This window comes from Sedimentitalea sediminis (assembly GCF_042687825.1).
Taxonomy (GTDB): Bacteria; Pseudomonadota; Alphaproteobacteria; order Rhodobacterales; family Rhodobacteraceae; genus Sedimentitalea.
In genome coordinates this window covers 36,027-55,610 of record NZ_JBHUQE010000010.1, presented here as the reverse complement: position 1 = coordinate 55,610, position 19,584 = coordinate 36,027, and the positions used below count along the sequence as shown (strand labels likewise).

The window sequence follows — 19,584 nt, the reverse complement described above, 5'->3', positions numbered from 1 at the left end:
TGATGTATGAGAAATCTGGACATCACCACCCTGCGGTCGTTCGTGGCGGTGGCCGACACGGGCGGGGTCACCCGCGCGGCGGGATTTGTGAACCTGACGCAATCGGCTGTGTCGATGCAGCTGAAACGGCTCGAAGAGCTGCTGGGCCTGGAACTGCTCGACCGGTCTGGCCGGGGCGTCGCGCTGACGGCTTCGGGCGAACAGCTGTTGACCTATGCAAGACGGATGGTGGCATTGAACGACGAGGTGATTGGGCGGCTGACCGATCAGGCCTTTGAGGGAGAGATCGTGCTGGGGGTGCCGCATGACATCGTCTATCCGGCGATCCCGCGCGTGCTGAAACAGTTCAACGGGGCCTTTCCCCGGATGAAGGTCCAGCTTGTCACCGCCAATACGCGCGACCTGAAAGCCCGGTTCGACCGGGGGGAATGCGACATGGTGCTGACAACCGAACCCGAGAAGGTCGCGGGCAGCGAGGTTCTCAGCGCGATTCCCCTGGTCTGGATCGGCGCGTCCTGCGGTTCGGCCTGGCGCAAGCGGCCGCTGGATTTGGCACAGGGAAGAAGCTGTATCTTCCGGCCGATCGTCCTGCGGGCGCTGGATGGGGCGGGGATTGAATGGAACATGGCCATCGACAGCGATTCCGACCGCAGCATCGAGGCTGGCGTTGCCGCCGACCTGGCGGTGATGGCGATGCTGGACGGAACCCAGCCGCCGCATCTGGAGGTCGTTGATCACGACGGCAGCCTGCCGCCCCTGCCGCTGCATTTCATCAACTTCTATGCGCGGCAAACCGCAGAAACCGAAGCCGTCCAGACGCTGGCGACCCTGCTCAAGGCCGCGTTTTCAGCGGTTTCATCGCCGCGCCTGAAGGCGGCCGGCTGATTGCCCGTCGGTACTGGGTCAGTCGTCGATCCGGATCACCACCTTGCCGGTGGATTTGCGCGCGCGCAGCAGGTCCAGACCTTCGGCGACCTGCGTCAGCGGCAGCGTGTGGCTGATATGCGGTCGCAGACGGCCGGCGCTGTACCAGCCGATCAGTTCGGCCAGGCTCTCATGCACGACCTCGGGGCGGAATTTCAGGTAGCCACCGAAATAGACCCCCAGCACTGACAGGTTCTTGACCAGCAGGTGATTGGCCGGGATCTGCGGGATGTCGCCGCTGGCAAAGCCGATGGGCAACAGCCGGGCCTCGGGCTTGCAGGCGCGAAAGGCCGCCTGAAAGGCCGCGCCCCCCACGGCGTCATAAACGACATCGGCGCCGCCCAGGTCGCGCAGCCGGGTGCGCAAATCCTCGGCGTCATCAATCAGATGGTCCGCCCCCGCGGCCTGCGCGACGGCCAGCTTGTCCGGGCCGCGGGCATGGGCGACGACGGTGGCCCCCATCAGCTTGCCGATCTCGATGGCCGTCAGCCCGACCCCGCCCGCCGCGCCGGTCACCAGCAGGGTTTCACCGGGTTGCAGGCGGGCCCGGTGTGCCAGCGCCACGTGGCTCGTGCCATAGGTGATCTGAAAGGCGGCGGCATGCTCGTGGCTCATGTTGTCGGGTATCCGGATGGCGCGGGCCGAATCAAATACCCCAAGTTGTGCCAATCCACCCTGACCTGAGAACACCGCCACGCGGTCGCCTACGTAAAGATTGTCCACGGAATCGTGCACTTTATCCACAATTCCGGACAATTCCATTCCCATCGTGAACGGTGGTTCCGGGATATCCTGGTATTTTCCGGCCTGGATCAACAGGTCGGCAAAGTTCAGTCCGCAGGCGCGAATTTTCACGCGAATCTGTCCCGGTCCCGGTTCGGGCGGCGCGATTTCGCTCAGTCGGGCGGCGGCGCCCGGGCTTTCGATCTGATAGGCTAGCACAACAAATCCTTGTGTTTTTAACAGTTTGAGGGCAAGATTTCCGGAAGTCAAACAGTCCGGCACAAAGGTAAAACGAAAAAACACCTTTGTCGCACCGCAACAGGGCTGGCTGAGAATTATTGTTTCGAATCAAGCACAAATCATGTGCCAGAACAGGGCGTTGTCCCGTTTTCGGCGAGTGGCTTGACTTGAATTCAACTAAAAAGCCCGTAGTATTCGCATGTGGAGTGGAACGGGTTCAAAACCGGTGATCGGTAAGGTGAAGCGGAGCAGTCTGAGGCTGCAAATCCCGGCCTTCGGACTCGAGCGTGACTAGTGTTGGTAAAGGAGAAACGTATGACTCATCCCGTAGACGTGCACGTCGGCAAGCGCGTGCGCCATCGCCGGTGGTTGATCGGCATGACGCAGCAGCAACTGGCAGAGCAGGTTGGAATCAAGTTCCAGCAAATCCAGAAGTACGAGACCGGTGCCAACCGCGTCAGCGCTTCGCGGCTCTGGGACATTGCCGATGCACTGGATGTACCGGTCAGTTTCTTTTTCGAAGGTCTGGGCGAAGAACAGAAACAGGATGACAGCAAGACGATGCTGCCGGCCGATCTGATGGGCGACAAAGAGGCGCTGGATCTGGTGCGGTCGTATTACGCCATTCCCGAGAATCAGCGGCGCAGGCTGTTCGAACTGGCGCGCGTGCTCAGCGAAGTGGCCTGAAGACGACGCGATGAGACTTGCAATCCGGGCAATCGGCTGGCAGTCGGACGGGCATGACTATTGCGGCCCTTTCCGATCTGACCCTGGCGAACCTGCTTGCGGATGCAGCACGTGCGGCCATCCTGCCGCATTTTCGACAACCGGGCCTGACCGCGCAGAACAAGCGCAGCGACGGATTTGACCCGGTGACAATCGCGGATCGTGCAGCCGAACAGGCGATGCGCGACCTGTTGACCGAACATCGCCCCGATGACGGCATCCTGGGCGAAGAGTTCGGCCAGACTCCCGGTGAATCCGGGCGGCAATGGGTACTCGACCCGATCGACGGCACCCGTGGATTTATTAGCGGCACACCGACCTGGGGTGTGTTGATTGCGCTGACGGACCAGAACGGTCCGGTCCTGGGGCTGATCGACCAGCCTTATACCAGCGAACGGTTCATCGGCGGCCCCGGCATTGCCGAGATGACCGGTCCGCATGGCACCATGACATTGGCAACCCGGCCCGACTCGCGGCTGCAACAGGCCATTCTTTTCACCACATTTCCCGAAGTCGGCTCGCCGGCCGAACGCGCCGGGTTCGAGGCCGTGGCCGCACAGGCGCGCCTGACCCGCTATGGCATGGATTGCTATGCCTACGCGCTGCTGGCGGCGGGGCAGATCGACCTGGTGATCGAGGCCGGGCTGAATGCCTATGACATTCAGGCGCCGATTGCGGTGATCCAGGCGGCAGGCGGCATCGTCACCGACTGGCAGGGCGGGCCGGCGCATCTCGGCGGGCGTGTTCTGGCTGCGGCCAACGCCGCGTTGCACGCCGAGGCGCTGAACATTCTGCGCCAAACACCCGGGAATTGATCGAACCGGCGGCCTCGGCTATCCTGCCCCGCGCGCGTCGAGTCCTTTGCCCGTTTTCTGTCGGCGCGATCTCACACTTCATACCGAACCGGGCCAAACCGAAGTGTGGAGACCGACATGACCGACATTCTGATCCGTGACGCCGATACGATCCTGACCATGGACGACGACCGGCGCGAATTGACCGGCGCCGATATCCTGATCCGGGATGGTGTCATTGCCGAAATAGGCGAAAACCTGCACAGCAGCGGCGCGGTGCATTCGGCCCGCGGCTGTGTGGTGACGCCGGGGCTGGTGAACACGCATCATCACCTCTTTCAGTCCCTCACCCGCGCGGTGCCGGGCGGGCAGGACGCGCTGCTGTTCGGCTGGCTGCGCACGCTCTATCCGATCTGGGCGCGTTTCGGCCCGCAAGAGATGCATGTGTCGGCGCAGATCGGTCTGGCCGAACTGGCCCTGTCGGGGTGCTCGCTCAGCTCGGATCATCTGTATCTCTTTCCCAATGGCGCGCGGCTGGACGACACCATCGCCGCGGCGGCAGAGATCGGGCTGCGCTTTCACCCGACCCGCGGCGCCATGAGCATCGGCGAAAGCGCCGGCGGCTTGCCGCCCGATGCGCTGGTCGAATCCGAGGCCGCGATCCTGGCCGATTGCATTCGTGTCATCGATGCCCATCACGATCCGGCCGAGGGGTCCATGTGCCGGGTCGGGATTGCCCCCTGTTCGCCGTTTTCCGTCAGCCGCGACCTGATGCGCGACGCGGCGCTGCTGGCGCGCGACAAGGGGGTGATGCTGCACACGCATCTGGCCGAGAATGACGAGGATATCGCCTATAGCCAGGCGCATTTCGGCTGTCGTCCCGGACAATATGCCGAGGACCTGGGCTGGACCGGCGCCGATGTCTGGCACGCCCATTGCGTCAAGCTGGACGGCGCCGAGATCGACCTGTTCGCCCGGTCGCGCACCGGCGTGGCGCATTGCCCCTGTTCCAACTGCCGGCTGGGCAGCGGCATCGCCCCGGTACGTGCCATGCGCGACGCCGGGCTGCGGGTTGGGCTGGGGGTGGACGGCTCGGCCAGCAACGACACCGGCAACCTGGTGGCCGAGGCGCGCCAGGCAATGCTGTTGCAGCGGGTGACGCGGGGGGCGGACGCCATGAGCGCCCGCGAGGCGCTGGAGATCGCCACCCGGGGCGGGGCGGATGTGCTGGGCCGCCCCGATTGCGGTCGGCTGCAACCGGGCAAGCGCGCCGATATCGCGATCTGGGACATCACCGGCATCGACAGCGCCGGCAGTTGGGACCCGGCGGCGCTGCTGCTGGCGGGGCCGACGCGGGTCCGGCATCTGTTCGTCGAGGGGCGGCAGATCGTGCGCGATGGTGAATTGACGACGCTGGATCTGGCGGCCACGATCGCGCGCCAGACGGCCATGGCCCGGGCGTTGGCTGGACTCTGAGTCCGGGCGCTGGCATCTGCCGGCGCGCGCAACCGCTGGTGGTGGTTTTTGGACCGTTTTCATGCTATGATCGTCCCGCCGCAGGGTATTACGCGGCAACAAGACCAATTTTCGGGGGGAAATTTGTCATGTCTGAAAACCAGGAATCCGAAACCGGCGAAAAAGATTGCAGTTGCTTTGGCCTGCTGGACAGCAACGATGTCCGCACGGCGATCATCTCGGGCGAAACCTTCAAGAACAAGGCGGTGCAATATGCCGCTGTCGACGGGCTGGCGGTGTTCGAGGGCTGCATCGTTCTGGGCACGGTCGAAGAGGTCGAGGCCCGCACCGCCGAGGCCAAGGCGGCGCTGGAAGCCGGGGGCGATCCGGAAAACGTCGCACATGGCGTGGTGGTGACCGGCCAGAACAAACGATGGCCCGGGGGGTTGATGCCCTATGAAATCGACCCGGCCCTGAGCAACCAGCAGCGCGTGCATGACGCGATCGCGCATTGGAAGCAGAAAACCGGCATGCAATTCGTTCTGCGCACCGCCGCCAATGCCGGACAATATCCGAACTATGTGCGGTTCCGTCCCGCGACCGGCTGCTGGAGCCAGGTCGGCATGCAGGGCGGGCGCCAGGATATCGGGCTGGCCGGCGGCTGCGGGCTGGGCGCGACGATCCACGAGATCGGCCATGCCTTTGGCCTGTGGCACGAACAGAGCCGCGAGGACCGCAACAGCAAGGTCAAGATCAACTGGCAGAACATTTCGGCCGGCAAAGAGCATAATTTCAACCAGCATATCGCCGATGGCGACGATGTCGGCCCCTATGATTATGGCTCGATCATGCATTACGGCCGTTTCGCCTTTTCCAAGAACGGGCTGCCCACGATCGAGACGATCCCGCCGGGCATCACCATCGGGCAACGCAGCGGGCTCAGCGCCGGCGACGTCGCCGCGATCCGCAGCATCTATCAGATCTGGCAGACCGTTTCGCTGAACCGGGTCTATGCGACTCATGGCGCCAAGAACTGCTGGGTGATGCCCAACGGACAGGGTTGGAAGCGGATCGATCCGGACACCGAGGATGGCTGCAGCAACGTCTTTGACATCTGCTGTCAGGCCATTGCCTTTGGCAAGCAGGTGTCGCTGTACATGGATGGCCAGACCGTGTCGCGCGCGCAGATGCTGTGACGGCGCGGCCGGGCAAAGAACTTTTTCGGGAGAATTGTCATGTGGAACAACAACAAGACCGTCAGCCGGACCTATAGCAGCACCGGGGCCCAGAATTGCTGGGCGATCATCAGCGGCATTTCCGGCTGGAAACGGGTCAAGACCGGCAATGTCGATGGCGTGTCCAATGTCTTTCACGTGCTGAACGCGGCGCGGGCCGGCGGCAAGCAGGTGGATGTCTATATCGTCAACAACGTGATCGAACGCGTCGTGATGCATTGAACCGAACTGGAGATCAGCGATGTCAGAGCCGATTACAATCACCGTTCAACTGGGCGGCGTGACAGCTGCGGCCCAGAGCTTCGACGCCGATGTCGGCGGCGCGCCGCCGCCGCAGCTGGCGGGGGAAGCGGCCAGTGACGATGCGGGCGATGCCCCGCCGCCGCCGGTGTCGCAGGCGGACGCGAATGCGGGCGCGGCGGACCAGCAGGATTCAGCCAGCGCCCCGCCGCCTGATCTTGACGCACAGGGTCAGGGCGGCGAGGCTGATGCCAGCGCTGCCGCCGCCGACGATGGCGCCCCGCCGCCGCCGGATCCGGGCTAGCGGCTCGGGCAGGGGCGTCCTTGGTTACCGGCAGAAGGGCGCGGCGCCGCGCCATGACGTTCGCGCGACAGGAACCGGAGACCAGGAATGATCACAGGACAGCTCAAGTTCGAAACGCCGGGGGCCGCGGCCGCGGCGCGGCGCGTGGTAATCTATGTCGAGGATACCAGCCGCGCCGACGCGGCGGCGGTGATCCTGGCGCGCAAGGAACTGACCATTCCCGAGGATTTCGATCTGGAACGGGACCTGCTGCCGTTCGAATTGGACGTGCCCGGCGCATCGGCGTCGCTGACCCTGCGGGCGCATCTGCTCAGTCATGAAGGGGCCGACATCCGTCAGGGCGACATGATCACCATGGAAACCATCCCGGCCCGCGAAGGCCGCCCGGTCACGGCCGTTCTGCACCCCATCGAATAGGTTGGAAACGCGGCCCGCCCGCCCGCCCGTCGGCCGGTGCCGGTGCCGGTGCCGGACCGGGGGCGGTGCCGGGCCTGGGCGCGGCTGGTTTGGCAGCAATAAACCGGCGCTTTTCCGAAATGTCCGGAAATCTTCACCGAAACTGCGCCATTGTCATTGTGATCCGGCGGCGCCTTCTTCTATTTTGCCTCCAGTCGCAGGGGGCAGAAGATGACATCAGGCACAGACGAAGCCGACGGCGATCCGGGCCACGAAGACGCGGCCTATATATTGGATCGCAAGGCTATCGCGGCGATTCTGGAGGCCGTCGAGGTCGGGGACCAGGCGCTGCTGACCCAGTTGATGGAGCCCTTGCACGCGGCGGACATCGCCGACCTGCTGGAACAGATCGGCCCGTCGGACCGCGAGACTCTGATCCGGCTTTATGACCGCGAGTTCGACGGCGAGATCCTGTCGGAACTGGACGAGAGCATCCGCGAAGAGGTGATTTCGGTCCTGACGCCGCAGGTGCTGGCAGATGCCGTGCGCGAGTTGGAAAGCGACGATGTCGTCGATCTGATCGAGGATCTGCAAGAGCCGCAGCAGGAAGCGATCCTGGAGGCGCTCGAGGAATCCGACCGGGCCGCCGTGGAACAGGCAATGGGCTATCCCGAGGGTTCGGCCGGCCGCCTGATGCAGCGCGAGGTGGTGATGGCGCCCGAGCACTGGAATGTCGGACAGGCCATCGACCATATGCGCAACAGCGACACGCTGCCCGACCAGTTCTATCATATCGTGCTGATCGATCCGCGCATGCATCCGGTGGGCAATGTCACGCTGGGCAAGCTGATGGGCTCGCGCCGCGACGTTGCCCTGCGCGACATCACCGAAGAAATGTTTCGCGTGATCCCGGCGACCCAGGACGAAGAGGACGTGGCCTATGCCTTCAACCAGTACCATCTGATCTCGGTCCCGGTGATCGACGAAGAGGGCCGGCTGGCCGGGGTCATCACCATCGATGATGCCATGGCGGTGCTGGACGAGGAACACGAAGAGGACATCCTGCGTCTGGCCGGGGTCGGCGAGGGATCGCTGTCGGACAGTGTCGCGGATACGGCCAAGGGCCGGCTGCCCTGGCTGGCGGTGAACTTGCTGACCGCAATCCTGGCCTCGCTGGTGATTGCCCAGTTCGAAGCGACCCTGGCCAAATACGTGGCTCTGGCGGTTCTGATGCCGATTGTGGCGTCGATGGGCGGCAATGCCGGCACCCAGTCGCTGACCGTGGCGGTGCGGGCGCTGGCCACCAAGGACCTGACCGGCGCCAATGTCTGGCGGGTGATCCGGCGCGAGGTGATCGTGGGGCTGTTGAACGGGGCGGTCTTTGCGGTGACCATGGGGGTGATCGGCCTGCTGTGGTTCGGCTCGCCCGGCATCGGCTATGTCATTGCCGCGGCGATGGTGATCAACCTGATCGTCGCCGGACTGGCGGGCACCGTAATACCGATCGCGATGGACAAGCTGGGGGTCGATCCGGCGCTGGCTTCGGGCACCTTTGTGACCACCGTTACCGACGTGGTGGGTTTCTTCGCCTTTCTCGGGCTGGCCGGCCTGGTTCTGCTGTGAGCGATCTGGCGCAGCTCAAGCTGGCCGCCCGCAAGGCCGGTTTTGCCCGCCGCAAGGCGGCGCATGCGGCGGATAACGGCGCCGCATCGGCCTATCTGTCCGAGGTGCTGGCGGGCTATCGCGGCGTGCCGCTGTCGGGCTATATGCCGATCCGTACCGAGATCGACCCGCTGCCGGCGCTGGCCGAGGCCGCGGCGCATGGCCCGGTGGGCGTTCCGGTGATCCAGGGTGACGGCTTGCCGCTGAAATTCAGCCGCTGGCAACCCGGCGGGGCGTTGCGTGACGGCCCCTTTGGCGCGCAGGTGCCGCTGGTGGACGACTTTTTCGACCCCGAGATCGTGATTGTGCCAATGGTGGCCTTTGATCTGCGCGGCGGGCGGCTGGGCTATGGCGGCGGGTTCTATGACCGGACGCTGGAACGGCTGCGCAGCATCCGGCCGACCCTGGCCATCGGGTTCGCATACGAGGCCCAGCAGGCCGAAACCCTGCCGCTGGAACCCACCGATCAACCACTGGACATGATCGTCACCGAGCGCCGGGTGCTGTCTCTGGGGCGTTGATCCGCCGACCCGCCGGGCGCAGGCACGGGGCCAGATCAAATGGCAGTCTTTCGCGCTGTGCTATCATCGGTCCGGTTGCAGAAAGGAGACATCATGACACTCACTTCCGCCGAACTCGACATGGTCCGAACCAGCCTGGACCGCCTGCGATCGGAATTCGATGCGCATTCACTGTATTTCTATCAGGCCCTGTTTCGCCGAGAACCGCATCTGCGCGAGCTGTTCCGCGAGGATCTGGCCGGGCAGGGGATGAAATTCATGAGCACGCTGGGCGTGATCGTGGAAAAGCTGGACGATGCCGACGCCAGCGCGGCGCAATATACCGGGCTGGGCAAGAAACACACGATGCTGGGGGTCAAGGCCGCCGATTTCGCGCCGATGGCCGAAGCTCTGATCGACACGCTGCGCGAAGGACTGGGCGCGGATTTCACCCCGGAACTGGAGGCCGCCTGGCGCAAGGCCTATGACCAGGTGGCCAGCAACATGATCCGCCGCGGCGCCATACCCGACACCTGAGCCGGCCGCGTTCTTTGTCAGGCCGCTGCAGCCGATGCGGGCGCATCGAGCACGTCCCCGGCCAGATGTGCTCTGCTGCGCGGCACGGGCAGGGGCGCGACCAAGCCGCGCTTGCTCTGGCCGGCGCCAGCCTCTAACACGGCGGCATGAGAATTTTGTTTCTGGGCGACGTGATGGGCCGGGCCGGGCGCACCGCAGTCAAAGACCATCTGCCGCGGCTGCGCACCGAGTGGAGGCTGGATTTCGTCGTGATCAACGGCGAAAACGCCACCAATGGCATGGGGCTGTCCGGCGATCACGCCAAGCTGTTGCTGGACGCAGGGGCCGATTGCCTGACGCTGGGCGATCACGCTTTTGACCAAAAGGACATGCTGCAATTCATCGAGGGCGAGCCGCGCATCATCCGCCCGATCAATTATGCCCGCCGTGCCCCGGGCAAAGGCTATCGATTGTTCACCGCGCCGGGCGGTCGCAAGATATTGGTGCTGCAGGTGCTCGGCCAGGTCTTTATGAAGCGCCCCTTTGCCGATCCGTTTTCCGCCGTCGAACCAGTGCTGAAGGCGCATCCGCGTGGCGGGCTGGCGCATGCGGTGATCGTCGATGTGCATTGCGAGGCCACCTCGGAAAAGATGGCAATGGGGCATTATTGCGATGGCCGCGCCAGCCTGGTGGTGGGCACCCATACCCATGTGCCGACAGCGGATGCCCAGGTGCTGCCCGGCGGCACCGGATATCTCAGCGATGCCGGGATGTGCGGCGATTATCACTCGGTGATCGGCATGGACAAGGCCGAGCCGATGCGCCGGTTCATCACCGGCATGCCCAAGGCCCGGTTCAGCCCGGCCAAGGGCGAGGCGACCCTGTCTGGCGCATTCGTCGAGACCGACGACCGAACCGGCGAAACCCGGACCATGCGCATGGTCCGGGTCGGCGGGCGTCTGGAACCGGCCGTGCCATAAGCTGGACGGACCTGCCGCGAACCGCGCGCCGGGTCAAAGGAAATTGCCACCGGCACCAACAGCCCTTGCCCCGGCGCCGCCAATCGGGGAGACTGCACGCCAGCCGATTGCCACTGCCCGGGTCAACTCACAGAACATGCCGCTCTTTCAGCTAACCGATACCGGCAGTGCGATCCTGTCGCTGATCATTGTGGGCGCGATGTTCGTGCTGTTTCTGCGCGAGATTTTTCCCACCGAGGTCGTTGCGATTGCCGGTGTATCGGTGATGCTGGTTACCGGCGTTTTGCCCTATGATGCGGCGCTGCCGGTGCTGGCCAACCCGGCGCCCTGGACGATTGCGGCGATGTTCATCATCATGGGCGCACTGGTGCGCACCGGCGCACTGGATGCCTTTACCTCGGTGGCGCAGAAACAGGCCAGCGTGAACCCGCGTTTCGCCATCGGCATGTTGATGGGCTTTGTGGTGCTGGCCTCGGCCTTTGTCTCGAACACACCGGTGGTGGTGGTGATGATCCCGGTCTTCATCCAACTCGCGCGCACCCTGGACACTCCGGCCAGCAAGCTTCTGATCCCGCTCAGTTACGCGGCGGTCATGGGCGGCACGCTGACGCTGATCGGCACCTCGACAAACCTGCTGGTGGACGGTGTTGCGCGCAGCAACGGGCTGGCGGCGTTTTCGATTTTCGAAGTCACGCCCCTGGGGCTGGCGGTGGTGGCCTGGGGCATGGTCTATCTGCGCTTTGTCGCGCCGCGCCTTTTGCCGGAACGGGACAGCATGGCGACAATGCTGTCGGACCGCTCGCGGATGAAATTCTTTACCGAGGCGGTGATCCCGCCGGACAGCAACCTGATCGGGCGCGAGGTGACCGGGGTGCAGCTGTTCAAGCGCGAAGGCGTGCGCCTCGTCGATGTGGTGCGCGGCGACGTGTCGTTGCGGCGCGATCTGAAAGGCGTCGAACTGCAGGTCGGCGACCGGGTCGTGCTGCGCACCGAGATGACCGAATTGCTGAGCCTGCAGGCCAACAAGGAACTCAGGCGCGTCGATCAGGTCTCGGCCGTCGAGACCTCGACCGTCGAGGTGCTGATCACCCCCGGCTGCAAGCTGGTGGGGCGCAGCCTGGGGTCGATGCGCCTGCGCCGGCGCTATGGCGTCTATGTGCTGGCGGTGCATCGGCGCAACCAGAATATCGGCCGGCAGCTGGACGATCTGGTGGTGCGGGTGGGCGACACACTGCTGCTGGAAGGCGCGCCGGGCGACATCCAGCGCCTGGCCGTGGACATGGAGATGGTCGATGTCAGTCATCCCTCGGCGCGGGCCTATCGGCGCAGCCATGCGCCGATCGCGGTGGCGGCTCTGGTCGGGATCGTGCTGCTGGCGGCGCTGGGCGTGGCGCCGATCCTGTTTCTTTCGGTTCTGGCGGTGGCGCTGGTGCTGATCACCGGCTGCATCGACGCGGACGAGGCGTTTTCCTTTGTCGACGGGCGCCTGCTGGCCTTGATCTTTTCGATGCTGGCCATTGGTGCCGCGCTGGAAAGTTCGGGCGCAGTGCGGCTGATCGTGGACAGTATCGCGCCTACATTGTCCAGTCTGCCGCCGTTTCTGGTGATCTGGGCGATCTATCTGCTGACCTCGGTGCTGACCGAATTGGTGTCCAACAATGCCGTGGCCGTGGTGGTGACCCCGATCGCCATCGGCCTGGCCAGTGCGATGGGCCTCGATCCGCGCCCGCTGGTGGTAGCGGTCATGGTGGCCGCGTCGGCGTCCTTTGCCACGCCGATCGGCTATCAGACCAACATGCTGGTCTATGGCCCCGGTGGCTATCGGTTCACCGATTTCATGCGTGTGGGGATCCCCCTGAACCTGTCCATCGGCATGCTGGCTTCGGCGCTGATTCCATTGATCTGGCCGCTTTGATCCGCCTGCCGGACGTAATCTGAAGGCGCGCCTTACAGGCGCATTCGAAGCTTGGCGGCACCCAGTGCCGCATGCCGCCCGGGACGTTCGGTGGCGCGCAACGCCGCCGGTCGTCTACTGGCCGTAGCGCGCCGCAAAACGGTGCAGGATTTCACCCGGCACCGTGACGCTGGCGGCGTGGCAGATGGCGATCAGCTCGTCGGCCTGGTCCGGCGGAAAATAGCCGTGATTGCGGTAGATCCGGATGCGGTTTTCGAAATCATGCGCGTCGGCCTCGGGGTGGAACTGGGTGGCATAGACGTTGCGGCCATAGCGGATCATCTGGAACGGGCAGGGGTCAGAGGCCACCAGATGCACGCAGCCCGGCGGCAGCGCCTGCACCGCTTCCTTGTGACCGACAAAGGCCTGAAACTCGGTCGGCAATCCGCTGGTCAGCGGGTCGTCCTGGGCTTCCGGGGTCAGGCTGCAATCCGAGGGTCCGACCGGTTCGCCATACCGTGCTTTGCTGACATCGCCGCCCAGGTGATGCGCCAGGATCCCCAGACCATAGCAGCAGCCCATGAAGGGGTGGTCCAGCGCCGTGATCTGCGGCATCAGCGACAGGATCTGGTCCTCGATCCGGGCATCGATTTCGGATTTCTCGGCCACCGGATCGCTGACGCAGCCGGGGCCGCCGCCGACGATGATGCCGGCATAGTCGGTCACGTTCAGCCCATTGGGCAGGTCCTGGCAATCCAGCCTTATCCGATGAGTCCGATCCGCGGGCAGCTTGCACTTGTCCAGAATCGAGGCGAATTCATCTTCCGCCGCGTCGGTTTCGGGGCGCAATTGCAGGATCAGAAACGGTTTCATGCGGTGGCCCTAATCCGCAAGTGCGGTGCTGTGAAGTGGTTTTCGCGCAGCGCCGAAAAAAAGCGTCCGGCTGGGACCGGTCGGCAACGATGCTCGGCATGCCGGTCTTACAGCGGCCAGAACACCAGGATGGCCGGGACCGACACCGCGATGATGATCAGTTCCAGAGGCAGGCCCATGCGCCAGTAATCGCCGAAATGATAGCCGCCGGGGCCCAGGATCAACGTATTGTTCTTGTGTCCGATCGGCGTCAGAAAGGCCGAGGAGGCCGCCACCGCCACCGCCATCAGGAACGGGTCGGGCGATACGTCCAGCGTCTGCGCCATCTGGATGCCCACCGGCGCGGCGACGATGGTGGTGGCGGTGTTGTTCAGAACATCTGACAGGGTCATGGTCACGACCATCAGCACGGTCAGGATCGCCCAGGCCGGCATGCCCTGAGTCAGACCGGTTAGCGCGCCGGCGATCAGACCGGTGCCGCCGGAATTTTCCAGTGCCGTGCCCAGCGGGATCATCGACCCCAGCAGCACCACGACCGGCCATTCGATATGGTCATAGATCTCGCTGATCGGCAGGATTCGGGTCAGCACATAGGCCACCACCACCAGCCCCAGCGCCACCGGCAGATAGAGCAGGCCGAAACTGGCCGCCACCACCGCGGCGGCAAACAGGCCGATGGCCAGCCAGACCTTGTCATTCGCCGTCACGTTCAGCCCGCGCGCCGCCAGCGGCAGGCATCCCAGCCATTCGGTCACGTCCGGTGCACGGTCGCGCGGGCACAGCAGCAGCAGGATGTCGCCGGGCTGGATGCTGGTCTGGCGCATGTGGCTGGTGATCCGGTGCCCCTGTCGGGAAATGCCCAACAGCACCGTGTTCTGGCGCCAGGCCAGACCGATGCCCTGCGCCGTCTTTCCGGCGATGCGGGAGGTTTCCGGCACAACGACCTCGACCACTTCCAGCCCGTCGCCCGCCGCGGTCAGCAGTTCCTGCCGCTTGGCGTCCGAGAAATCCAGACTCAGCGCCGAGCGGAACTCGTCCAGCGCATCGGGCGTCGCCTCCAGCAGCAGGGAATCGCCGGCCTTGAGCAGGGCGTTGGTCGCGCGGCCATAGCGGCGCTTGCCGTCGCGGATCAGCCCCAGGATCGCCACGTCGGTCTTTTCGGCGGTCTCGTCCAGTTCGCCCAGGCGCTTGCCGATATGGTCCGAGTCCTCGGGCACCGTCAGTTCGGCAATGTATTCGGCCAGTGCACCGGCGCCGCCTGCATCGCCGCCCCGGTCCGGGATCAGGCGCCAGCCCAGCAGCGCCACAAAGATCAGACCGGCAATGGCGGCAATGCCTCCGACGGGCGCAAAATCGAACATCCGGAACGGTTCGCCCAGGGATTCCGCGCGGATCGCCGCGATGATGATGTTGGGCGGGGTGCCGATCAGGGTGACCATGCCGCCCAGTATGGTGGCAAAGCCCAGCGGCATCAGCGACAGGCCTGGGTTGCGCCCGGCCTTGCGGGCGGTCTGGATGTCCACCGGCATCAGCAGCGCCAGTGCCGCCACGTTGTTCATGAACGCCGACAATACCGCGCCGATGCCGCCCATCAGGGCGATGTGGCCACCCAGCGCGCGGCTGCTGTCCACCAGCGTGCGGGTGATCAGAAACACCGCGCCGGACCGCACCAGCCCGGCCGACACGATCAGCACCAGCGCCACCACCAGCGTCGCCGGATGGCCGAAACCGGCAAACGCGTCCTGGGTGGGCACGACCCCCAGGACCACGCCCAGCATCAGCGCCGAGAACGCCACCAGGTCATAGCGGAACCGCCCCCATAGCAGCAGGGCAAAGACGCCGGTAAAGAGCGAGAACAAAATGATCTGGTCCTGGGTCATGGCCGCAGACTAGGCACAAGTTGGCGGCTTGGCCAGCCACGCGGGCGACAGCCAGTGACCGCTTGCCCTTGGGCCATGCCGTGGCCTATAGAACCGGCCAGACCAGCGCGCATATTCAAGACGGAGACAAACATGGCCGGCCATTCCAAATGGGCAAACATTCAGCACCGCAAGGGGCGTCAGGACGCGGCCCGCTCCAAGCTGTTCTCCAAGCTCAGCAAGGAAATCACCGTGGCGGCCAAGATGGGCGACCCGGACCCGGACAAAAACCCGCGCCTGCGTCTGGCGGTCAAAGAGGCCAAGTCGAATTCGGTGCCCAAGGATGTGATCGACCGCGCGATCAAGAAATCCCAGGCCGGCGAGGGCGACGACTACGAAGAAATCCGCTATGAGGGCTATGGCCCCAACGGTGTCGCGGTGATCGTCGAGGCGATGACCGACAACCGCAACCGCACCGCGTCGACGGTGCGCTCGACCTTTTCCAAGAATGGCGGCAATCTGGGCGAGACCGGCAGCGTCGGGTTCATGTTCGACCGCAAGGGCGAGGTGACGTACCCTGCCAGTGTCGGCGACGCGGATACCGTCATGATGGCGGCGATCGAGGCCGGCGCCGAGGATGTCGAAAGCACCGAGGACGGGCATGTGATCTGGTGTGCCGACACTGATCTGAACGACGTTTCCAACGCGCTCGAAGCCGAACTGGGGGAATCCGAAAGCACCAAGCTGGTATGGCGCCCGACCACCACCACCGAGATGGATCTGGACGGCATGCAAAAGCTGATGCGCCTGATCGAAGCGCTGGAAGACGACGATGACGTGCAGCGCGTCACCACCAATTTCGAGGCCAGCGACGAGGTGATGGATCAGCTCTGATCTCGGACCGCGCGGGCCGGCGCGGTTCTTTGGCCCGGGCCGTCACTCCAGGAACGTGGCGATGTCCCGCAATGGCTTTTTCAGCTTTGCCACGGCCGGAACGGTCGCGTCGGCGGCCGGATGGCCCACGGCGATGATCATCGTCGGCTTGTCCGACGGGGGGCGCCCAAGGGCGTGGTTCAGGAATTTCATCGGGTTGGGCGTGTGCGTCAGGGTGCACAGGCCGGCATGGTGCAGGGCGGCCAGCAGGAACCCTGTGGCGATGTTGACGCTTTCGGGCACGTAGTAATTCTTGAACCGGGTGCCGTCCTGAAACTGGCCCCAGCGCTGGGCAAAGACCACGATCAGCCAGGGGGCGGTGGTCAGGTGCGGTTTCTCGGCATTGGTGCCGATCGGTTCCAGCGCCCTGATCCATTCGTCGCCGGCCCCGCCGGCATAAAAGCGGCGTTCCTCGTCTTCGGCCGCGTCGCGGATGCGCTGTTTCATCGCCGGATCGGCGATGGCGACGAAATGCCAGGGCTGGTGATTGGCCCCCGAAGGCGCGGTGCCGGCGGTCCGGATGCAGGTTTCGATCACATCGCGCGGCACCGGGCGCTCGGAATAGTCGCGCACCGTATGCCGGGTGCGCATCCGGTCGTGAAAGGCGCTGGCTGCCTGGTACATCTGCCCGTCGTCCAAATCCGTCCGGTCCGGCAGGGGGATCGCGGAATAGCTGAGAGCGGTCTTGCTGAACATGGCTTTCTCCGGCTGGGATGGGGTCAGTATCGCCACCCGGACCTGATGCGGCAAGGTCAGGCTGCGGCGATCAGTTCGGCCCGCGCTGCGGCGCGCACCGCCCGGGTCATCGGCGCCAGCGCCGGTGCCATGATGCGGCTGATCTGCCAGGTCAGCGGCACGTCCAGCGCGGATTCGGGGCGCAAGGGCACCAGATCGCCCTGTTTCAGCGCCGCGCGCACCAGCGGTTCCGGGTTCATGCCCCAGCCCAATCCGGCGCGGGCGGCGTCGACAAAGGCCTGGGTCGAGGGCAGGTAATGCGCCGGCGGGGACAGCCGCTGGCCGACATTGTCGGATATCCACCGCCGTTGCAGCTGGTCCTTGGCGTTGAAAGTCAGGCAGGGCGCGCGGGCCAGGGTCGCAGCGTCCGGACCGTGCGGGAACCACCGCCGCATGAAGCCGGGGCTGGCGGTGGCGACATAGCTGAGCGCCCCCAGCGGCACCGCATCACAGCCGGTCACCGGCTGGCGCTGGGCGGTGACCGCGGCGCTGACCTCGCCGCGCCGCAGCCAGTCGGCGCTGTGATCCTGATCGTCGATAACCAGATCGAACAGCAGGTCCGGGACAGCTGCCATCGCCGCGACGAACCAGGTGGCCAGACTGTCGGCATTGACCGCGATGCGCAGATGCGTCGTGCCCGCCGGACGGTCCAGCGACAATTCGCGGCTGACCAGTGATTCCAGCAGCGCCACATCCTCGGCATGTTTGCACAGGCGCAGCCCGGCGGCCGTCCCGGTGCAGGGTGGGCCGCGCCGGATCAGCACGCCGCCGACGCGATCCTCCAGCGCCTTGATACGCTGCGACACCGCCGAGGGCGTGATCGCCAGCTCTCTGGCGGCTGCCTCGAAACTGCCACAGCGCAGTACGGCGGACAGAGCGGCCAGATGATGAGGATCGAAATGCATTAGCATTCCTTAACTGGAGTGATAATTATTAACTGGATTACGTTTCCGCCCCAATCTAGTCAATCCGCGTGCCAAGACGGAAAGAGAGTGAGAGCGATGAGCACCGCGTTTCTGCCCGGTTTCGGACTGGGGCTCAGTCTGATCCTGCCCATCGGGGCGCAGAACGCCTTTGTCCTGCGCCAGGGGTTGCGCGGGCAGCACGTGTTCTGGACCTGTCTGGCCTGTGCCCTGTCGGATGCGATCCTGATCGCCACCGGGGTGGCGGGGGTCGGCAGCCTTGCTGCGCGCCTGCCGGGGCTTGAGCCGGTCATGCGCTATGGCGGAGCTGCCTTTCTGGCAATCTATGGGCTGATCAGCCTGCGCAGCGCCTGGCGCGGCGGCGAAACGATGCGGGCGGACAGGGGGCAGGCGGCCAGCCTGGCGGCTGCCCTGTCGATGGTGCTGGCGTTCACCTGGCTCAACCCGCATGTCTATCTGGACACGGTCGTGCTGATCGGCACGATCTCGGCGCAATATGCCGACCGGGTGGGGTTCGGGCTGGGCGCGATCTGCGCCAGCTTCGTGTTCTTCTTTACACTCGGCTTTGGTGCCCGGCTTTTGCAGCCTGTCTTTGCCCGGCCAAGGGCCTGGCAGATCATGGACGCGGCGATCGCACTGATCATGTGGGCGATCGCGTTGAAACTGCTTGTCATGTGAAAGGTTGCACCCGCATCGGAATGAGTATTCACATTGTCCATGAGCAATCAGCGACCCGCGCGCCCCGTCGCCGGCATCCTTTGGATGCTGGTCACTGGCCTGTGTTTTGTCGCCGTCACGGCGTTTGTCAAATACCTGGGTCCGCGGATTCCACCGCCTGAACAGGCGTTTCTGCGCTATCTGCTGGGACTGGTCTTTCTGTTGCCGATGCTGCGCCCGCTGTTTTCGGCGCGCCTGGATCGCCGCATGTGGGCGCTGTTCACGGCGCGCGGTGTGCTGCATGCGCTGGCGGTGATGATGTGGTTTTTTGCCATGACCCGCATTCCGCTGTCCGAGGTCACCGCGATCAATTATCTTTCGCCGGTCTACGTCACCCTGGGCGCGGCGCTGTTTCTGGGGGAACGGCTGGCCGCCCGCCGCCTTGTTGCCGTTGTTGCCGCACTGATCGGTGCGCTGATCATTCTGCGCCCCGGATACCGCGAGATCCAGCCGGGGCATCTGGCGATGCTGCTGGCCGCGATCGCTTTCGGCGGCTCTTATCTGCTGGCAAAGGTCGCCACGGGGCGCGCCGATGCCGCTACCGTCGTTGGCATGCTGTCAATCTGGGTCACCCTGTGCCTGGCGCCCTTTGCCTATGCGGTTTGGGTCACGCCAACCCTGACCGAACTGCTGATCCTGTTCGGCGTCGCCAGTTTTGCCACCGCCGGGCATTTCGCGATGACCCTGGCCTTTGCCGCAGCCCCGGTGGCTGTCACCCAGCCGGTGACCTTTCTGCAGCTGGTGTGGGCGACGGCGTTGGGTGCGCTGGTCTTCAGTGAACCTGTGGACGGCTGGGTGATCCTTGGCGGGGGGCTGATCCTGGGGGCCGTCACTTTCATCACATGGCGCGAAACCGTGCTGAAACGGCGCCAGATCACCCCACCGGTACCGGCGACCAAGGTCTGATGCACCGCTGCCGCCGTGACCGGGGTCCGGGCGATGGGCTGCCGTTTTA

The 19,584-nt window shown here is 64.8% G+C and carries 21 protein-coding genes; 16 read left to right on the top strand and 5 right to left on the bottom strand.

Features of this window, described 5'->3' with window-relative positions; all coding sequences use genetic code 11:
* Nucleotides 1-6 precede the first annotated feature (6 nt).
* Complete coding sequence (locus ACFMPD_RS10120; protein WP_380993768.1) at nt 7-885, top strand: LysR family transcriptional regulator; 879 nt, start codon at nt 7-9, stop codon at nt 883-885.
* Between the two features lie 18 nt (nt 886-903).
* Here ACFMPD_RS10120 and ACFMPD_RS10115 read toward each other — a convergent pair whose 3' ends face one another.
* Nucleotides 904-1,866 carry an NADPH:quinone oxidoreductase family protein gene (locus ACFMPD_RS10115; RefSeq protein ID WP_380993766.1) on the bottom strand — a complete coding sequence of 321 codons (963 nt, stop codon included), beginning with the start codon at nt 1,864-1,866 and terminating at the stop codon, nt 904-906.
* Between the two features lie 336 nt (nt 1,867-2,202).
* On the opposite strand from ACFMPD_RS10115, the gene ACFMPD_RS10110 reads away from it, so the two are divergent.
* The 12 genes from ACFMPD_RS10110 (at nt 2,203) to ACFMPD_RS10055 (ending at nt 12,610) form a co-directional block, all read left to right on the top strand.
* Nucleotides 2,203-2,574: a helix-turn-helix domain-containing protein gene (locus tag ACFMPD_RS10110; RefSeq protein ID WP_380993765.1), complete on the top strand. Its 372-nt coding sequence runs from the start codon at nt 2,203-2,205 to the stop codon at nt 2,572-2,574.
* 53 nt (nt 2,575-2,627) lie between these two features.
* A complete protein-coding gene (gene hisN, locus ACFMPD_RS10105; protein ID WP_380993763.1) occupies nt 2,628-3,428 on the top strand; it encodes a histidinol-phosphatase in 801 nt (266 codons plus the stop codon).
* 117 nt (nt 3,429-3,545) lie between these two features.
* Complete coding sequence (locus tag ACFMPD_RS10100; protein ID WP_380993762.1) at nt 3,546-4,883, top strand: 8-oxoguanine deaminase; 1,338 nt, start codon at nt 3,546-3,548, stop codon at nt 4,881-4,883.
* Nucleotides 4,884-5,011: 128 nt separating this feature from the next.
* Nucleotides 5,012-6,058 carry a Dot/Icm T4SS effector Zinc-dependent metalloprotease LegP gene (gene legP, locus ACFMPD_RS10095; protein ID WP_380993760.1) on the top strand — a complete coding sequence of 349 codons (1,047 nt, stop codon included), beginning with the start codon at nt 5,012-5,014 and terminating at the stop codon, nt 6,056-6,058.
* A 39-nt stretch (nt 6,059-6,097) separates the two neighbouring features.
* Nucleotides 6,098-6,319: a hypothetical protein gene (locus ACFMPD_RS10090; RefSeq protein ID WP_380993758.1), complete on the top strand. Its 222-nt coding sequence runs from the start codon at nt 6,098-6,100 to the stop codon at nt 6,317-6,319.
* 19 nt (nt 6,320-6,338) lie between these two features.
* Complete coding sequence (locus tag ACFMPD_RS10085; protein WP_380993757.1) at nt 6,339-6,641, top strand: hypothetical protein; 303 nt, start codon at nt 6,339-6,341, stop codon at nt 6,639-6,641.
* An 87-nt stretch (nt 6,642-6,728) separates the two neighbouring features.
* Entirely contained in the window at nt 6,729-7,058 is a 330-nt protein-coding gene (locus tag ACFMPD_RS10080; RefSeq protein WP_380993755.1) for a hypothetical protein, read from the top strand.
* A 210-nt stretch (nt 7,059-7,268) separates the two neighbouring features.
* Nucleotides 7,269-8,660, top strand: a complete 1,392-nt coding sequence (mgtE, locus tag ACFMPD_RS10075; RefSeq protein ID WP_380993754.1) for a magnesium transporter — start codon at nt 7,269-7,271, stop codon at nt 8,658-8,660.
* Complete coding sequence (locus tag ACFMPD_RS10070) at nt 8,657-9,220, top strand: 5-formyltetrahydrofolate cyclo-ligase (RefSeq protein ID WP_380993753.1); 564 nt, start codon at nt 8,657-8,659, stop codon at nt 9,218-9,220. The genes mgtE and ACFMPD_RS10070 overlap by 4 nt, the downstream gene beginning before the upstream one ends.
* A gap of 93 nt (nt 9,221-9,313) precedes the next feature.
* Nucleotides 9,314-9,736: a globin domain-containing protein gene (locus tag ACFMPD_RS10065; protein WP_380993752.1), complete on the top strand. Its 423-nt coding sequence runs from the start codon at nt 9,314-9,316 to the stop codon at nt 9,734-9,736.
* Between the two features lie 146 nt (nt 9,737-9,882).
* Nucleotides 9,883-10,695, top strand: a complete 813-nt coding sequence (locus ACFMPD_RS10060) for a TIGR00282 family metallophosphoesterase (protein WP_380993750.1) — start codon at nt 9,883-9,885, stop codon at nt 10,693-10,695.
* Between the two features lie 136 nt (nt 10,696-10,831).
* A complete protein-coding gene (locus ACFMPD_RS10055; protein ID WP_380993749.1) occupies nt 10,832-12,610 on the top strand; it encodes an SLC13 family permease in 1,779 nt (592 codons plus the stop codon).
* A gap of 114 nt (nt 12,611-12,724) precedes the next feature.
* Here ACFMPD_RS10055 and ACFMPD_RS10050 read toward each other — a convergent pair whose 3' ends face one another.
* The gene (locus ACFMPD_RS10050; RefSeq protein WP_380993748.1) at nt 12,725-13,462 is read right to left on the bottom strand and encodes a glutamine amidotransferase; all 738 of its coding nucleotides are present in this window, start codon (nt 13,460-13,462) and stop codon (nt 12,725-12,727) included.
* A 107-nt stretch (nt 13,463-13,569) separates the two neighbouring features.
* Nucleotides 13,570-15,342 carry an SLC13 family permease gene (locus tag ACFMPD_RS10045; protein WP_380993746.1) on the bottom strand — a complete coding sequence of 591 codons (1,773 nt, stop codon included), beginning with the start codon at nt 15,340-15,342 and terminating at the stop codon, nt 13,570-13,572.
* 132 nt (nt 15,343-15,474) lie between these two features.
* Between ACFMPD_RS10045 and ACFMPD_RS10040 the strand changes: the two genes are divergently transcribed.
* Nucleotides 15,475-16,215 carry a YebC/PmpR family DNA-binding transcriptional regulator gene (locus ACFMPD_RS10040; protein ID WP_380993744.1) on the top strand — a complete coding sequence of 247 codons (741 nt, stop codon included), beginning with the start codon at nt 15,475-15,477 and terminating at the stop codon, nt 16,213-16,215.
* A 42-nt stretch (nt 16,216-16,257) separates the two neighbouring features.
* On the opposite strand, the gene ACFMPD_RS10035 is transcribed toward ACFMPD_RS10040, so the two are convergent.
* Nucleotides 16,258-16,950 (bottom strand): nitroreductase family protein, encoded by a 693-nt coding sequence (locus ACFMPD_RS10035; RefSeq protein WP_380993742.1) that lies wholly within the window; start codon nt 16,948-16,950, stop codon nt 16,258-16,260.
* Between the two features lie 56 nt (nt 16,951-17,006).
* A complete protein-coding gene (locus tag ACFMPD_RS10030; protein ID WP_380993741.1) occupies nt 17,007-17,894 on the bottom strand; it encodes a LysR family transcriptional regulator ArgP in 888 nt (295 codons plus the stop codon).
* Nucleotides 17,895-17,990: 96 nt separating this feature from the next.
* Here ACFMPD_RS10030 and ACFMPD_RS10025 point away from each other — a divergent pair, with 96 nt between their 5' ends.
* Complete coding sequence (locus tag ACFMPD_RS10025; protein WP_380993739.1) at nt 17,991-18,590, top strand: LysE/ArgO family amino acid transporter; 600 nt, start codon at nt 17,991-17,993, stop codon at nt 18,588-18,590.
* A 39-nt stretch (nt 18,591-18,629) separates the two neighbouring features.
* Nucleotides 18,630-19,535 (top strand): DMT family transporter, encoded by a 906-nt coding sequence (locus ACFMPD_RS10020; RefSeq protein WP_380993738.1) that lies wholly within the window; start codon nt 18,630-18,632, stop codon nt 19,533-19,535.
* Nucleotides 19,536-19,584: the final 49 nt, after the last annotated feature.

What these genes read in the sequence shown, in the direction of transcription:
- ACFMPD_RS10120 (WP_380993768.1), top strand. Translation starts at nt 7, where the DNA reads ATGAGAAATCTGGACATCACCACCCTGCGGTCGTTCGTGGCGGTGGCC.
- ACFMPD_RS10110 (WP_380993765.1), top strand. Translation starts at nt 2,203, where the DNA reads ATGACTCATCCCGTAGACGTGCACGTCGGCAAGCGCGTGCGCCATCGC.
- hisN (WP_380993763.1), top strand. Translation starts at nt 2,628, where the DNA reads ATGACTATTGCGGCCCTTTCCGATCTGACCCTGGCGAACCTGCTTGCG.
- ACFMPD_RS10100 (WP_380993762.1), top strand. Translation starts at nt 3,546, where the DNA reads ATGACCGACATTCTGATCCGTGACGCCGATACGATCCTGACCATGGAC.
- legP (WP_380993760.1), top strand. Translation starts at nt 5,012, where the DNA reads ATGTCTGAAAACCAGGAATCCGAAACCGGCGAAAAAGATTGCAGTTGC.
- ACFMPD_RS10090 (WP_380993758.1), top strand. Translation starts at nt 6,098, where the DNA reads ATGTGGAACAACAACAAGACCGTCAGCCGGACCTATAGCAGCACCGGG.
- ACFMPD_RS10085 (WP_380993757.1), top strand. Translation starts at nt 6,339, where the DNA reads ATGTCAGAGCCGATTACAATCACCGTTCAACTGGGCGGCGTGACAGCT.
- ACFMPD_RS10080 (WP_380993755.1), top strand. Translation starts at nt 6,729, where the DNA reads ATGATCACAGGACAGCTCAAGTTCGAAACGCCGGGGGCCGCGGCCGCG.
- mgtE (WP_380993754.1), top strand. Translation starts at nt 7,269, where the DNA reads ATGACATCAGGCACAGACGAAGCCGACGGCGATCCGGGCCACGAAGAC.
- ACFMPD_RS10065 (WP_380993752.1), top strand. Translation starts at nt 9,314, where the DNA reads ATGACACTCACTTCCGCCGAACTCGACATGGTCCGAACCAGCCTGGAC.
- ACFMPD_RS10060 (WP_380993750.1), top strand. Translation starts at nt 9,883, where the DNA reads ATGAGAATTTTGTTTCTGGGCGACGTGATGGGCCGGGCCGGGCGCACC.
- ACFMPD_RS10055 (WP_380993749.1), top strand. Translation starts at nt 10,832, where the DNA reads ATGCCGCTCTTTCAGCTAACCGATACCGGCAGTGCGATCCTGTCGCTG.
- ACFMPD_RS10050 (WP_380993748.1), bottom strand. Translation starts at nt 13,462, where the DNA reads ATGAAACCGTTTCTGATCCTGCAATTGCGCCCCGAAACCGACGCGGCG.
- ACFMPD_RS10045 (WP_380993746.1), bottom strand. Translation starts at nt 15,342, where the DNA reads ATGACCCAGGACCAGATCATTTTGTTCTCGCTCTTTACCGGCGTCTTT.
- ACFMPD_RS10040 (WP_380993744.1), top strand. Translation starts at nt 15,475, where the DNA reads ATGGCCGGCCATTCCAAATGGGCAAACATTCAGCACCGCAAGGGGCGT.
- ACFMPD_RS10035 (WP_380993742.1), bottom strand. Translation starts at nt 16,950, where the DNA reads ATGTTCAGCAAGACCGCTCTCAGCTATTCCGCGATCCCCCTGCCGGAC.
- ACFMPD_RS10030 (WP_380993741.1), bottom strand. Translation starts at nt 17,894, where the DNA reads ATGCATTTCGATCCTCATCATCTGGCCGCTCTGTCCGCCGTACTGCGC.
- ACFMPD_RS10025 (WP_380993739.1), top strand. Translation starts at nt 17,991, where the DNA reads ATGAGCACCGCGTTTCTGCCCGGTTTCGGACTGGGGCTCAGTCTGATC.
- ACFMPD_RS10020 (WP_380993738.1), top strand. Translation starts at nt 18,630, where the DNA reads ATGAGCAATCAGCGACCCGCGCGCCCCGTCGCCGGCATCCTTTGGATG.